The following is a 13,712-nucleotide window of genomic DNA, read 5'->3' as shown; positions in this document are numbered from 1 at the left end:
CATGAAAAAAATATTAAGATATACAACCGCTGTTGCGCTCAGTACGATTGCAATAGCCATAACATCCTGCTCTCATGAAGAGCCTATCAGTTCATCGGTAACCTATTATGCCGTATTGGAAATGGCAGGTGACCGCATAACGGTACTTAACGAAGGAGAGACATTTAACGATCCGGGTGTAACAGGAACGATTGATGGTGAACAGGTAGAAGTTACCGTTGACGGCACAGTAGATACAAGTACTCCAGGAGTATATGACATCTATTATTCGTCGATTAACGAAGATGGCTTCCCTGCTGAAGTACGTAGAATCGTAATTGTACTGGAATCTGACCCAAGCAGCTTCAATCTTGAAGGCACTTTCTACAGGAATGGCAACCCAAATACGGTAACGAGGCTTGCCGACAGGGTGTATCAGGCAAGCAATGCCGGAGGGCTGGCATTAAGTGACGACAAGAATTTGCTCAATGTGACTTTCTACAATATCGATGACGAAACTCTTTACATACCTTACCAGGAAAATGTTTCACAAAGCGGTATTGACGTAGAAAGTATTTCGGGAGAAATAGTAAGCCAGGATAATTTTAAATGGGTGCTTTCGGCATCATCTTATTATGGAACTGCTGTTAGGAATTTTACCAGATAAAAAATTAAAATCATGATGAAATTAAAAAATAAAGTAGCTTTTATAGCCTTGACATTTGCCTTGCTAACCGCTGTTGCGGCATGCGAAGAAGACGGCTATGCTGATTATGATGCAGGCGGCACTGAAACCCAGACCATGAATGGTGAATGGTATATTACCATTATCGATGAGACATCGGGCGAGGTGCAGGTGGAAAATGCGCTGCATAAAACTTACGACAACAACGGACGTCTCTTTATTACAGACAGGCTGGGTACCGGTTTTACCGGCTGGTGGCTTGAAAGTGCCCTTGATGCGGATCTTTCTAACCTCACCTTTACAGCCACTGACGAAATGAACTTTGCCGATGAATCTTCTGTGACCATTACCGAAGGAAAAATCATCAAAAATGGCGGCCATTCTACTTCGGGTGTTGTTGTAGACAGCATCTATTTTAAAGCTGTGTTCGATTATGAGCCAACCCAGACCTTGATCTATGCCGGGCATAAGCGTACCGGTTTTGAAGAAGATGAGCATTAATAATTAATATTGCATTTTGAACCACCCCACCGGGGGTGGTTTTTTTATACCTTTACCGCATGGAAAAAGAACACCAGATATTCGGAATACGGGCTATTATTGAAGCCATAAACTCAGGCAAGGAAATTGACAAGGTTTTTGTCCAGAAGGATGCACAGGGCGACCTGATGCGCGATCTTATGAAAACGCTGAAAAAGCATAACATTAATTTCTCCTATGTCCCTGTAGAGAAGCTGAACCGCCTAACGCACAATAACCACCAGGGTGCCGTAGCCAGCATTGCGCCCATTGCGTTCCACAACCTGGAGGTATTGGTAGAAACTGTAATGGAGAGCGGCAGGACACCTTTGTTCCTTATATTGGATCAACTATCGGACGCGCGCAACTTTGGCGCCATCATCCGCACTGCGGAATGCACCGGGGTAGACGGCATCATCATACAGAAGCAGGGCTCGGCGCCTGTAAACGGCGATACGGTAAAAACATCGGCGGGGGCAGTGTTCAATGTACCTATCTGTAAGGTAGAGCACATCAAGGATGCCATTTTCCACCTTCAGGGTTCAGGCATCAGGACTGTTGCCGCTACTGAAAAGACCGAAGACAATATTTATGATATAAAACTCAACCAACCTATAGCCATCATCATGGGGTCGGAAGACAGGGGCATCAACCCTTCAGTACTTAAAATCGTTGACGAAAAGGCCAGACTGCCCATGTTCGGGTCTATCGGATCGCTTAACGTATCTGTAGCGTGTGGGGCTTTTTTGTATGAAGCGGTAAGGCAGAGGGGATAAATTCCAGATTGAGCTTTACGCATCATGCAAGGTCCTTAATCTATATCGTTCAATTTTAAATAAAAAACAGGGGCGGCCAATGGCCGCCCCTGTTGAATTACAACTACTAACTTAACCTATACTAGTTAACTATGATCTTAACTGTATATACTTTATTGGAATGTACCTTCAGGATATAGGTTCCTGTGGGCAGGCTTTGATTGATCAGTGAGAAATTATAATCCTCTACGTTTTTGGAGGTGTAGAACAGGTTGCCCGTCATGTCAAACATATCAATCTGGTCGATACGGTATTTCGATTTGATGAAGGTACGCTCTCCTGCTTTTGCCGGGTTAGGATACACGATCAGTGCGTCCTGCCCCTGCCACTCCTCATTACCGGCTGTATTATCCACCTGGAAACTGATCCTGTTGGAAACTTCATTATACGAATCGTCTGTAAAAATTACGATAAAGTATCCTCCCGGCTCCGTTGGAAGCTTGTCCTCCGGCAATGCCATCGTACCTTCCGGCTGCCCATCAAAATACGTATAGCTTACCAGCGGGTCAACATTAGGCTCATCGCCTTCGTGATAAATACCAATCCAGTCCTTAATAATGCCCGGTGCATCCGTCCATGTGGCGATGATATTCTCGTTCAGGTTATACACCGTTTTGTTGATGGCCAGTTGCGTGATCATTGTCCCTATCTGGAAAAAGGCCTTTTCGCCAACCGCATTGTAGCCGTCCTGCAGTAGGTACTGTGCATAGTAGTAGCCGTCTGCCAGACCGCTGTAGGTAAAGCTTCCCTGAGCAGAAGTAACATAATCCCAATCGGTTGAATTGACCTGTCCGGGCACATGCCCAACTTTATAAATCCCAATCCAGTCCTGCGCAAGGTGCGGTGCATCGATAAAGTTTACCGTAACTGTTTCCCCCGTTTGGTATGCCGGCTGGCTAGTAGTAAGTACTACATTCGGGCCGACATAAAAATAAATCCTGTCAGCAATCTCAGTGTAGCCGTCGTTTTCAAAAAGGGCGGCATAATACCATCCGGGCTGCGTAAGGCCGTTCGTAAAGGTATGGGTGCCGCTTACCTGTCCACCTGTGTACGCCCATAGCTGTGAAGGACTTGCTGATCCCGGAGTCTGGTCGTTGCGGTACAGGCCTATCCAATCGGTGCTGTTGCCCGGAGTATCTGAAAATGAAACGATAATCGGCGTATTAGGAAGATAAGCCAGCGTATCCAGCTGTATCAATGTATTAGCAAACGTACTGTTTATAATGTTGAATGATTTCACCTCGCTCCATTCGCTCCAGTTCAGGTTGCGGTCGCGGTGGCGTGCCTTTACAAAATACTGGCCGTTCGGCATATCGCCGGAAGCGAGCGTAAGTTTGGTAATATCCACATTCAGGTTGATGTTGGCCGTACTGTCCACCTGCGTCCCAACAGGGCCAAAAAGGTCTTCATAGTCACGGTACACGTCCTTTTCAATGATACTGAAATCCTGCGTCTTTCCAATCATGAATTGTGTAGAGTTCAGTTCCTGGCCGCTTTCAGTAGCGTAGGTCGTTGTCTCGAGGGTAAGCGGCAGCTCCACATCGTTACCGTTAAGCTGATTTGTTATCTGCGGCTGCGCAGGCGCTTCCAGGCCAAGGTATCTGTGGAATTCGTCCATCAGCTGGTTGTTCTTCCACTGGTACACACTACCTATAGAGTAGGCTTCCACATCAAACGTGCCGTTGTTCACATCAATATCGATGATTTGGTAAATCCAGTTGGAAATGGTTTTTTGCACATCGTCAAAATTCTGCTCTACGGCCATGCCCCAGTACTGGTCCCATGCCACACCACCGGAAATGATCTGGTAGGTTGGCGTATTCTTCAGCTGCCCCCTGTGGTACAGGTGGTGGTGAGCGCCTATGTGCAATATGTGTTTGGATGAAGCGGTAAGCAACGGCATGGCATTGTTGCGCACCCATGGTGAAATGTCACCCACATACTGCTCTGCCTGGTACGGCCTGTGGCCAAGAGAAATGATCCAGTCTACCGTGGCATCATTGTCTGCGGCTTCTACCACCTGGGCTACCCAGGCCAGTTGTGCCGCACTGGTATGCTCAGTGTCCATGGCGATGAACAGGGTGTTGCCCACCTGGTTGGCGTAGTAATTCTCGGTACCCGAAGATATGCCCTGATACGACATACCGTCGAGGATGTAGTGGTCGTAATAGGCCTGCATGGCAAGCGTACCATACGTCTCGTGGTTGCCCACCAATGTCTGTATCGGCAGGTAGCCCGAAAGCCCTTTGTTCTTTTTAAAGTGTACATTCTCATAATGGTCGAGCGTACCCACGTCTACCTGGTCGCCCACCATTACCGTAAGGGCAATGTTATCGGCGGGATCATTTTCTGAACCCCATTTTTCGGCAATTTTCCTTTTGGCAGCCGAAACCAGCGAGTCGAACCTCGGCTCGTTGCGCATTTGGTTGTCGCCGAGTACAAGGAAACGCAGGTGCCCATCGGCAGTAGCCGCCTGGCCCGGCAAAGGAAGTGTCTTGAAGCTGTAAACAGCCGAAGTGTCATTACCCGTCCTGATGCGATAATAGTACTTAGTGTTGGCAGTAAGCCCCGTTACCTGCACGGTGTGGTAAAAATAGTTGGCTGGATAGCCGGTGTCCGACATAACGGTGTTGGTACCGTTTACGATGTTAGTCAATGCATCTGCCGAAGTGCCATATTCTACAATCGATTCGGGGTTGGACGATGTCTTCCAATTGACATAAATAGAAGTTTGCGACGGTGCCTGCAGGTAAGGGAATAAAGTTTGGGCCTTTACACCTATACCACAAAGCACCATCAGGAATAAGTAGAACTTTTTCATGGATGTTGTGTGTTTTATTAATGGCACAAAAGTATCCCGAATGAAAAAGAAGACGATTAAGAAGTATTTATGTTTACTAACCGTTAATGCTAATAAAAAGCGCCCTGTGTTAAATTTTATTCATTTAACATCGGGGCACTTTCACGGCTCATAAAAAATTTTTAACAGGCATTTTCCCCGTTTTTACCAGGAACAATAACATAGTTGTAAATCACCGGCGGAAGCTGCGGCGGCCTCACTATCTCATAATCCACCACTTCAATATCTTCAGGTTTTGGCGGATTGACAAAATTGCCATTCTCATCGAAGCGCTTCATGAAAGCATCTTGTTTAGGGTCAAAATCAGGCCGCTGCCAGTCGTAAAGGATTGGGGTTTTAAATTCGGGGGTTTTATAAATCCTCGCAAAAAACAGCCCGGTTACAAACCCGCCCAGGTGGCCTTCCCACGAAATACCTTGCTCAACATCGGGAAATATATACCATATCATCCCGCCGTAAAGTACCACTACCATCAACGAAAGCGCTACAAGCCGGTAATACCCTGTCTGGATACCTTTAAAAAAGATGAAGCTCACTAAAACATAGATGAGCCCGCTTGCCCCAATATGGTAGGACTCCCTCCCTATCAGCCAGGTAAAGAAACCCGAAAGCAGTATCCCATAACCAATTACCTGCAACGCCTGCCGCCTGTAGAAATAGCGCATAGCTGCAATGAGTACCAGCAAAGCGACAGAGTTATTATAAAGATGCTCCAGGCCGCCGTGCAGGAAAGGACTAAACACGATGCCCCTAAGTCCAATAAGTGTACGCGGATAAATCCCAAAATCGTTCAGGTAAATATTGAAACGCACTTCCACCCAATATACAAACCATAGTATAAGCACAAAATAGAGGGGCCATGCCACTACCGAAGGCGAAAATATCAAATGGTCGTCCCTGTTGTCTTTCATGCTCTTGGCAAGTCAAAAACATAACCAAAAATATTTTCCTGTTAAAATGGCAGTGATAATTTTAACCGCCTGCAACCCTTCCGGTATTAGAAAATAAACTAATAATCCGTAATTTTACAACATGGAAGCACCTTTAGCAGAACGCATACGCCCACAGCATTTATCAGAATACATCAGCCAGCAGCACCTTGTGGGGCCAACCGGCTCACTCACCCACCAAATAGCAAGGGGCATTATCCCCTCTTTGATTTTGTGGGGGCCTCCCGGGACAGGAAAAACTACCCTGGCACAAATCATGGCACAGGAAAGCAACCGCCCTTTCTACGTCCTGAGCGCCATCAATGCCGGCGTAAAGGATGTACGGGAGGTGATTGATAAAGCGAAGCAGAGCGGTGGTATGTTCACCGCTAAAAACCCTATTTTATTCATCGACGAGATCCACCGTTTCAGCAAGTCGCAGCAGGATTCGCTACTGGCAGCAGTAGAGAAAGGCTGGGTAACGTTGATAGGTGCTACTACCGAAAACCCAAGCTTTGAAGTTATCCCGGCTTTATTGTCAAGATGTCAGGTATATGTGCTTAATGCCTTTACCAAAGAAGACCTGGAAGCGCTGCTGCACCGCGCTATGGAAACAGACAGTTACCTGAAGCAAAAGAACATTAACCTGATAGAAACTGAAGCATTGCTGCGCCTTTCAGGTGGTGATGGCAGGAAACTGCTGAACATTTTTGAGTTGGTGATCAATGCCAGCGAAGGGGATGATATAACGATTACTAACGAACGGGTAATGCAGCTTGCACAGAAAAATACGGTGCTGTACGATAAAACGGGCGAACAGCATTACGACATTATTTCGGCATTCATCAAATCGATGCGGGGCAGCGACCCTAATGGCGCAGTGTATTGGCTGGCGAGAATGATAGAAGGCGGTGAGGACCTGAAATTCATTGCACGCAGGATGCTCATATTGGCTTCCGAAGACATAGGCAATGCCAACCCTACGGCACTTATCATGGCAAACAATACCTTTCAGGCGGTATCAACCATCGGTTATCCGGAATCAAGGATAATCCTGAGCCAGTGCGCAGTATATTTGGCTACATCGCCCAAGAGCAATGCTACCTACATGGCCATTGGCAAAGCCCAAAGCATTGTAAAACAAACAGGCGACCTGCCGGTGCCGCTGCACCTGCGCAATGCGCCTACTAAACTGATGAAGGAACTGGGCTATGGCGACGAATACAAGTATGCCCACGATTACGATAACAATTTTGCCGAACAGGAATTCCTGCCCGATGAAATTAAAAATACCGCGTTTTACGAACCCGGAAACAGCAGCCGCGAAAATGCCGACCGCGAATTTCTCCGCAGGAGATGGAAGGGAAAGTATGGGTATTAGGAAAGTCATAAAGTCTAAAAGTTTATAAAGTCATAACGCCGCGAGCACCAACTTTACGCCTTTCGACTTTATGACTTTATGACTTTATGACTTTAAAACTTAATATTCAGTTTTTCTGAGACCAGCTTGTCATCTTTATAATACTCAAAAAACCATTCATTGCCTTTTTTGAATACCACACCGTTTTTACCTTCGCCCTGCGCAGTAAAATTATCCGGCTGCGAGGTCTTGTACATTTTCAGTACCACTTTGGGTGTCATGTCTACCAGTTGGTAACCATTGGCGATAGGCTGCGCGAAAAGCTGGTTGTCATTCACTACCGGAGTAACGGTCGCGGGTGTAGTTGTAGCGGCAGCATCCGGCAATGGCTTGAATTTTACTTCTTCAACAACCATAGCTTTTGTGCTTACGGAGCCGGTACCATTATACTTATAGTTCAAAGATGCCATTGATGCCGATGCCTCCCTGAGGGCCTCATAATAGGCCTTTTTATAATCCTTTATCTTGCTATTTCCTTTTTCCGATTTGTATACTACCTGCCCGCTACAGTCTTTTAATAAAATATAAACGTTGGTTGCAAGCAGGCCGGAATCGTTGTCGAGGTCGCCATATAGTGCCTTACACCTGTCAAGCGCCAGTTCGTCTGGCAGTTTCTCGTCAGCAAAAAACACTGTAAATCCGTATTTTTCGAAAACCATTTTGGTGAGCTCGTTCAGGTTATACTTGTTCGGCTCTTTAAAAAATTCAAATTTTCTGGGAACGATTACGTATTTGTAATTGTTTACCGGGTTTTCCTGGGCAAATGCTGTACCCGCAATCATAAGGGCGAGCAGTAAAAATATCTTTCTCATAGTTAAAGCAGGTTCTTGAGTTCCAGCAGGTGGTGTACCTGGGTTACGGAAGGATGCGCGTCCTTCCTGAATTCGTTAAAATATATGGCATCAATGCCGCAATCCAGGGCACCCTGCACATCGGCTTCAATGCAATCGCCTATCATGATGCTGTGGCATTTTTCCGCGTTGGCTGCCTTTAGCGCAAATTCAAATATACCGGCATGGGGCTTTTTGCAGCCCGCCATGTCGCTGTTGGTTACGGTTTCAAAATAATGCTCTATGTTGGAATTGCGCAGCTTTCCTGCCTGTACCTCATGGAACCCATTGGTAATGATGTGCAGGCTGTACTTTGGCTTAAGGTAGTCTAGAATCTCGATAGCGCCTTCAAAAAGGTGGTTGCTCTCGGGCAGGTGCCTGATGTATTCTGCCGCAAGTGTATGGAGCAATTCGTCGCTTACCTCATACCCCACCTGGCGGAACGCCTCACTAAGCCTGCCGTACCGCAATTCGTGCTGCGTTATGAGGCCATCGCGAAAAAGCTTCCAGTAATTTTCATTAATGGGAACATATAGCTCAATGAACCGTTCGTGGTCCAGGTCCAGCCCGTGCTTATCGAAAATGGTGCGGAAAGTTATGGCCGAGTTTTTCTCGAAATCCCACAATGTATGGTCGAGATCAAAAAAAACGGCTTTTTTATCGGTTATCCTCATTAGTTACCTTTCGTGATGACAGCATTCTCTACGTGGTAAATCCAGTCGTCCACATCAGAGTCGTTATAGCGGAAGGTACCGGTAAGCGTTACGTACTGGTCGGTCTTCAGCTTCATGTTGGGGTTCTTGAACTTGATACCCATGATGGTTTCCGGGCCCGCCTGGCCGCAGAAGAAGCATGACGCAAATACGTTCTTGCTCAGCGCGTAGTTCTTATTATCAATCGGGATAATGAACCCGCTCATGGTAATCTGTTTTTTGTTCTTGGCCTTCAGGGTGCTGTTTACCACAGGAAACATTACCCCTTCAGGATAATCTGCACTTGGTTTCTTTACATACTTTATCTGGCCCAGCAGCTTCCAGGTCAGCGTATCCGAAGCAACGGTTGTTGCGGTTTCTTTAGTTGATATTATTTGAGACGGCGAACCTACCGATGCCAGGAAAAACCCGGAAAGGAGAAGTGCCGCAATGAAAAATGTCTTACGCATTTGCAAGTGTTTTTGAAATATTTAATCCGTATGCCTTTACAGCCGGTATAACCGCCGCCAAAATGCCTACAAAGATAGTGAGCAGGAACAAATATCCCTCTTTTTCCCAAACAAACTCAAGGGGGTTGAACGACATTTTAAATTCCGTTTCCGACGAGCCGGATATCAGGCTTAATGCAATCCTTCCAACAATCGTTCCAAAGATGAATCCCGTAACGCATAAAAGAAGGCTTTCTATAAGCACCAGCGACAGCAGCTGAAGGCGGCTGGCACCATTGACACGCAGCAGGGCAAATTCAAATTTACGTTCCTTCAATGTATTGAATAGCGCGATGAATATACTGATGCCGCTGATGAGCATGATACCGTAGGCCAGGTATTGCAATGCATCCAACCCGATGCCGAACAGCGTGAACAGCCTGTTGATCTCTATAGCCGGGGATGCTGCCTGCATTTTGGTGTTTTGCGCCACCATCCTTGGCCACATCGCAACACCGACAGGGCCTTTGAATTTGATCAGCACAGAAGTTATCTGCTTGCCCTCTTCACTTATTTGGACTTCTTCATGGTCATGGGCGTGATCTTCGTGGTCGTGATCGTGCGCCTCTGCAGCATGGTCGTGGTCGTGGTCGTGCCCGTCTTCATGGTGATGTTCCGCGCCTTCTTCGGCAGCATGGTCATGTTCGTCATGGCTGTGCGTTTCGCCTGCGGCATCGTGGTCATGATCGTGCTCATCCCCTTCCCCGCCTTCGGCTTCGCCGTGGTCGTGCATCGCCCAAACGCTCGGTATGTTGGAAAGCACCAGGTTGTCGATCACTTTTCCTGTAGGCGAAGCGATTCCCGTTACAATATACGACTGGTGGTCGTGCACATCGCCTTCCTCGGCATCGCCATGGGAACCGAAGAATTTGTCACCGACCTTAATATCGAGCTTTTGCGCAATTTCGCTGCCTATAACAACTTCAAAGTTTTTAGCAAATACTTTTCCGGTTGCCACCTTGGCACCAAAATGATCAAGGTATTCCGGTGTAGTACCAACAATCCTGTAGCCCCTGTAATTATCGCCGAAAGCAAGCGGAATGGCGGTTTTTACGATAGGCTTGCGCATCCAGGTCTTTGCCTCGGCGTAGTCAATGTTTCCCGTAGGGGCATCTACCTGGTATACCGATGAGAGTATTAGCTGTAATGGGCTGCCCTGTGCGCCAAGCACAAGGTCAATACCCTCGATATTATCGTTGAATTTCTTTTCGAACTGTTCCTCAAGCAGTATGAGCAACGTGATGATGGCCACACTTGCTGTAAGCAGAATGATGCTTAACAATGTGTTGAGCGGCTTGAACCAAATGTTTTTCCAGGCTATTCTTGTAATCATGACAGGGCTATTTGGTTACGGAAACGGTCTTTGAGTCGCTGGTCGTGCGTTACGATAACCAGTGCAGTACCATATTGCTTTGCCAGGGAATCGAGCATATCGGCTACTGTAAATGCATTTTCATCATCGAGGCTCGAGGTAGGCTCATCAGCCAATAGGAGCTTTGGGCCGTTGATGAGCGCACGGGCGATGGACACCCTTTGCTGCTGCCCGATACTGAGTTGCGATGGCAGTTTGTGCAAATGATCGCTCAGTCCCAATTGCTCCAAAAGTTCTTTTGCCTTTTGCGTAGCCTGCCTGCCGGTTGCCAGCCACGAGGCCAGCACTACATTTTCGAGCACATTGAGCGATGCCACAAAATAATTCTGCTGCAGCACAAGGCCGATATTTTTGCCCCGGAAATGGTCGAGCTTCTTTTCTGAGAGTGCGGCGATATTGGTATCTTCTATGATTATTTCGCCCTGCTGCGGCCTTTGCAGTCCGCCCAGAAGGTGCAATAGCGTAGTTTTCCCCTTGCCTGAGCCACCTGTAATAAGCAGGCTTTCCCCCCGCAGGGTGGCGATGTCCGGAAAATTAAAATCAGTGCCTTTCCCGTAAGAAAAGCGTATGTTTTTTGTGCTGATCATGCCAATGGTTATATGCCCTGCAAGTTAGGGAATATAAAGGCAAAATCAAAAAGCAGGAATGTTAATGCTGTACTTGTATGTTACGAAAAAGCATCAGGCCGTCTCGCTATAGCTGTCCTTCCTTTCAAAAACAATAAGGCTTTGGAGCAAACCCAGGTCAGGGTCATCGTTTTCATGGGCACGGATAAGGGATAACTCTCCGTCACGCATGGCCTGAAGGCAGCGGGCATAAATAGCATCGCGCGATTTCATGTCAGCGCGGCTCATATCAAGACGTATTTCCAGGACCGAACGGTGCAGGGCCGGGTCTTTGATGTAGGTATCTATGATGTGGCGGTCGTAATTTTCGGAGAGATTAAAATCTACCAATTGGAAATATCCCTGTTCCATCTTCTCTAAAACCATACGCGGAAGTTCGCTGTCGCGGACATCGGGGGCATCCGGCAGGTCGAAGTCGCCGTCATATACAAAGGTCATGGTGTAATTATACATAGCAGTGCAATTTTATATAAAGTTACTCCAATAAAAATGCCGCATCATGGAGATTAACAAATTGCTAATAGTGAATTATGAATTATTTGTATATTTACCGCATCACAATGGCTTTATAAAATACCCGCGACCGCAAAGCACTGCTTTGCATCTCCGTAGATTTTTACGGAGCAAATAAGTATTTAATTTTATAAAGCAACTCATGAAAACAGATATAAAGATTGCCGTAATAGGCGGCACCGGAAAATCCGGGCAATATGTTGTACGCCAACTTATAAAGTTTGGGTACAGGTTCAATATGCTGGTAAGGAATCCCGAACACCTTACCCTGGATAACCCTTTGGCCAACGTGGTTGTAGGCAATGTGGCCGACCCCGCTTCTATAGACCGCTTATTTGAAGGATGCAATGCTGCAATAAGCACTTTGGGACTGGGCATCCCGCCCAGTGCACAGGATATTTTCATTACGGCTGCTCACAATGTCATTGCTGCCATGAAAAAGCACGGAATAAACAGGTATGTAGTGACGACCGGCCTTAACGTGAATGCGCCGGGCGACAAAAAAAGCCCTGAAACCCAAATGGCGACCGATTGGATGTATGCCAATTATCCCGAATCGACGAAAGCCAAGCAGCAGGAATTCGAAGTGCTGCTGCAGAGCAATCTGGACTGGACAATGGTACGGCTTCCTCTCATTGCACTGACGGATGATCAGCCGGAAATTCGCATTGCACTGCACGACTGCCCCGGCGATGGCATAAGCGCCACAAGCCTTGCCCACTTCCTTGTCGGGCAGCTGGACGACAGGCAATACCTGAAGGCAGCACCTTTTATCGCTGATAAATAATTGAATGGGACGGGCTTTTAAGGCCCGTCTTTTTTATATAACCGCAATCCGGATACAACCTCAGGTGATGTGGATACATTACAGATGCTAATAATCGTGACATTTGCCAATAATTCAGCCTAAAAATATAACGATATGATACCAGCTAAAGGATATGCCGCGCAAAATGCAGAAAGTGACCTTGCCCCATGGGAATTTGAACGCCGCGATGTGGGCGCACATGATGTACAAATAGAAATACTCTACTGCGGCGTTTGCCATACCGACTACCACCTGACCAAAAACGAATGGTTTCCCGGCCTTTTCCCCATGGTGCCCGGACATGAAATTGTTGGTCGGGTTGTTGCCGTGGGCGGCCATGTGCAAAAATTTACAACCGGTGATGCAGCGGGTGTTGGCGTAATGGTAGATTCGTGCCGCCACTGCGAAAACTGCGACAACGGACAGGAACAGTTTTGTCTCGATGGCGGCGTGCTTACCTACAATAACCCTGACCGCGAAGGGAAACCTGCATATGGCGGATATAGCAATACTATAGTAGTACACGAGCGCTATGTGCATGTTATTTCAGAAAAGCTCGATCTTGCCGCTGTTGCGCCATTGCTTTGTGCAGGCATCACTACCTATTCGCCACTGCGCAAGTGGAACGTAGGTAAAGGGCATAAACTCGCGATAGTAGGATTGGGAGGGCTTGGCCATTTAGGCGTAAAGTTCGGCCTGGCGTTTGGGGCAGAAGTAACGGTGCTGAGCACATCGGAATCCAAGCGTAAGGATGCGAAAGCCCTGGGCGCTCATAACTTTGTGGTGACCCGTATCCCTGAAGAAGCCGCTACCGTAACTGCCGCTTTCGATTTTATTCTGGATACAGTAGCTGCCGACCATGATATCGCGCCTTACCTGGCCATGCTGAGGACAAACGGTACATACATCAATGTAGGAATGCCTGCCAAGCCGCTGGATGTTTCAGCGTTTACACTCGCATCAGGCAATAAGACAGTTGCCGGATCCGGCGCCGGCGGAATGCCCGAGACCCAGGAAATGCTGGATTTCTGCGCAAACCACAACATTGTTTCTGACATTGAGCTCATTAATATAAAAGACATCAATACCGCTTTTGAGCGCATGCTGAAGGGCGATGTCCGGTACCGTTTTGTAATTGATATGAAAACGCTGTAA

At 47.1% G+C, this 13,712-nt stretch carries 14 protein-coding genes; 6 read left to right on the top strand and 8 right to left on the bottom strand.

What is annotated here, in order from left to right:
• Nucleotide 1 precedes the first annotated feature (1 nt).
• The 3 genes from OGH69_RS08400 to rlmB are packed head-to-tail and all read left to right on the top strand — an operon-like array spanning nucleotide 2 to nucleotide 1,959.
• The gene (locus OGH69_RS08400; protein ID WP_265174019.1) at nucleotides 2-646 is read left to right on the top strand and encodes an immunoglobulin-like domain-containing protein; all 645 of its coding nucleotides are present in this window, start codon (nucleotides 2-4) and stop codon (nucleotides 644-646) included.
• A 12-nt stretch (nucleotides 647-658) separates the two neighbouring features.
• Nucleotides 659-1,165 carry a lipid-binding protein gene (locus OGH69_RS08395; RefSeq protein WP_265174018.1) on the top strand — a complete coding sequence of 169 codons (507 nt, stop codon included), beginning with the start codon at nucleotides 659-661 and terminating at the stop codon, nucleotides 1,163-1,165.
• A gap of 59 nt (nucleotides 1,166-1,224) precedes the next feature.
• A complete protein-coding gene (gene rlmB / locus OGH69_RS08390) occupies nucleotides 1,225-1,959 on the top strand; it encodes a 23S rRNA (guanosine(2251)-2'-O)-methyltransferase RlmB (RefSeq protein WP_265174017.1) in 735 nt (244 codons plus the stop codon).
• A gap of 121 nt (nucleotides 1,960-2,080) precedes the next feature.
• Here the strand turns inward: rlmB and OGH69_RS08385 are convergent, their stop codons facing one another.
• Both OGH69_RS08385 and OGH69_RS08380 read right to left on the bottom strand, forming a co-directional pair.
• Entirely contained in the window at nucleotides 2,081-4,819 is a 2,739-nt protein-coding gene (locus OGH69_RS08385) for a fibronectin type III domain-containing protein (RefSeq protein ID WP_265174016.1), read from the bottom strand.
• A 161-nt stretch (nucleotides 4,820-4,980) separates the two neighbouring features.
• Nucleotides 4,981-5,769 (bottom strand): rhomboid family intramembrane serine protease, encoded by a 789-nt coding sequence (locus OGH69_RS08380; RefSeq protein WP_265174015.1) that lies wholly within the window; start codon nucleotides 5,767-5,769, stop codon nucleotides 4,981-4,983.
• Nucleotides 5,770-5,890: 121 nt separating this feature from the next.
• On the opposite strand from OGH69_RS08380, the gene OGH69_RS08375 reads away from it, so the two are divergent.
• Nucleotides 5,891-7,168, top strand: a complete 1,278-nt coding sequence (locus OGH69_RS08375) for a replication-associated recombination protein A (RefSeq protein WP_265174014.1) — start codon at nucleotides 5,891-5,893, stop codon at nucleotides 7,166-7,168.
• A 92-nt stretch (nucleotides 7,169-7,260) separates the two neighbouring features.
• Here OGH69_RS08375 and OGH69_RS08370 read toward each other — a convergent pair whose 3' ends face one another.
• The 6 genes from OGH69_RS08370 to OGH69_RS08345 all read right to left on the bottom strand — a co-directional run bounded on the left by OGH69_RS08370 (nucleotide 7,261) and on the right by OGH69_RS08345 (nucleotide 11,689).
• On the bottom strand, nucleotides 7,261-8,019 hold the full coding sequence (locus tag OGH69_RS08370) for a hypothetical protein (RefSeq protein ID WP_265174013.1): 759 nt from the start codon (nucleotides 8,017-8,019) through the stop codon (nucleotides 7,261-7,263).
• A gap of 2 nt (nucleotides 8,020-8,021) precedes the next feature.
• Nucleotides 8,022-8,711: a YjjG family noncanonical pyrimidine nucleotidase gene (locus OGH69_RS08365; RefSeq protein ID WP_265174012.1), complete on the bottom strand. Its 690-nt coding sequence runs from the start codon at nucleotides 8,709-8,711 to the stop codon at nucleotides 8,022-8,024.
• The gene (locus tag OGH69_RS08360; protein ID WP_265174011.1) at nucleotides 8,711-9,199 is read right to left on the bottom strand and encodes a hypothetical protein; all 489 of its coding nucleotides are present in this window, start codon (nucleotides 9,197-9,199) and stop codon (nucleotides 8,711-8,713) included. The genes OGH69_RS08365 and OGH69_RS08360 overlap by 1 nt, the downstream gene beginning before the upstream one ends.
• A complete protein-coding gene (locus tag OGH69_RS08355) occupies nucleotides 9,192-10,571 on the bottom strand; it encodes an ABC transporter permease (RefSeq protein ID WP_265174010.1) in 1,380 nt (459 codons plus the stop codon). Before OGH69_RS08355 ends, OGH69_RS08360 begins: the two co-directional genes overlap by 8 nt.
• Nucleotides 10,568-11,197: an ABC transporter ATP-binding protein gene (locus OGH69_RS08350; RefSeq protein ID WP_265174009.1), complete on the bottom strand. Its 630-nt coding sequence runs from the start codon at nucleotides 11,195-11,197 to the stop codon at nucleotides 10,568-10,570. Before OGH69_RS08350 ends, OGH69_RS08355 begins: the two co-directional genes overlap by 4 nt.
• 93 nt (nucleotides 11,198-11,290) lie before the next feature.
• Nucleotides 11,291-11,689, bottom strand: a complete 399-nt coding sequence (locus tag OGH69_RS08345) for a hypothetical protein (protein ID WP_265174008.1) — start codon at nucleotides 11,687-11,689, stop codon at nucleotides 11,291-11,293.
• Between the two features lie 202 nt (nucleotides 11,690-11,891).
• Between OGH69_RS08345 and OGH69_RS08340 the strand changes: the two genes are divergently transcribed.
• Both OGH69_RS08340 and OGH69_RS08335 read left to right on the top strand, forming a co-directional pair.
• Nucleotides 11,892-12,536: an NAD(P)-dependent oxidoreductase gene (locus OGH69_RS08340; RefSeq protein WP_265174007.1), complete on the top strand. Its 645-nt coding sequence runs from the start codon at nucleotides 11,892-11,894 to the stop codon at nucleotides 12,534-12,536.
• Nucleotides 12,537-12,671: 135 nt separating this feature from the next.
• Nucleotides 12,672-13,712 (top strand): NAD(P)-dependent alcohol dehydrogenase, encoded by a 1,041-nt coding sequence (locus tag OGH69_RS08335; protein WP_265174006.1) that lies wholly within the window; start codon nucleotides 12,672-12,674, stop codon nucleotides 13,710-13,712.

Source organism: Flavobacterium sp. MFBS3-15 (genome assembly GCF_026107645.2).
Lineage (GTDB): Bacteria > Bacteroidota > Bacteroidia > Flavobacteriales > Flavobacteriaceae > Flavobacterium.
This window is presented reverse-complemented; position numbering and strand designations above follow the sequence as displayed.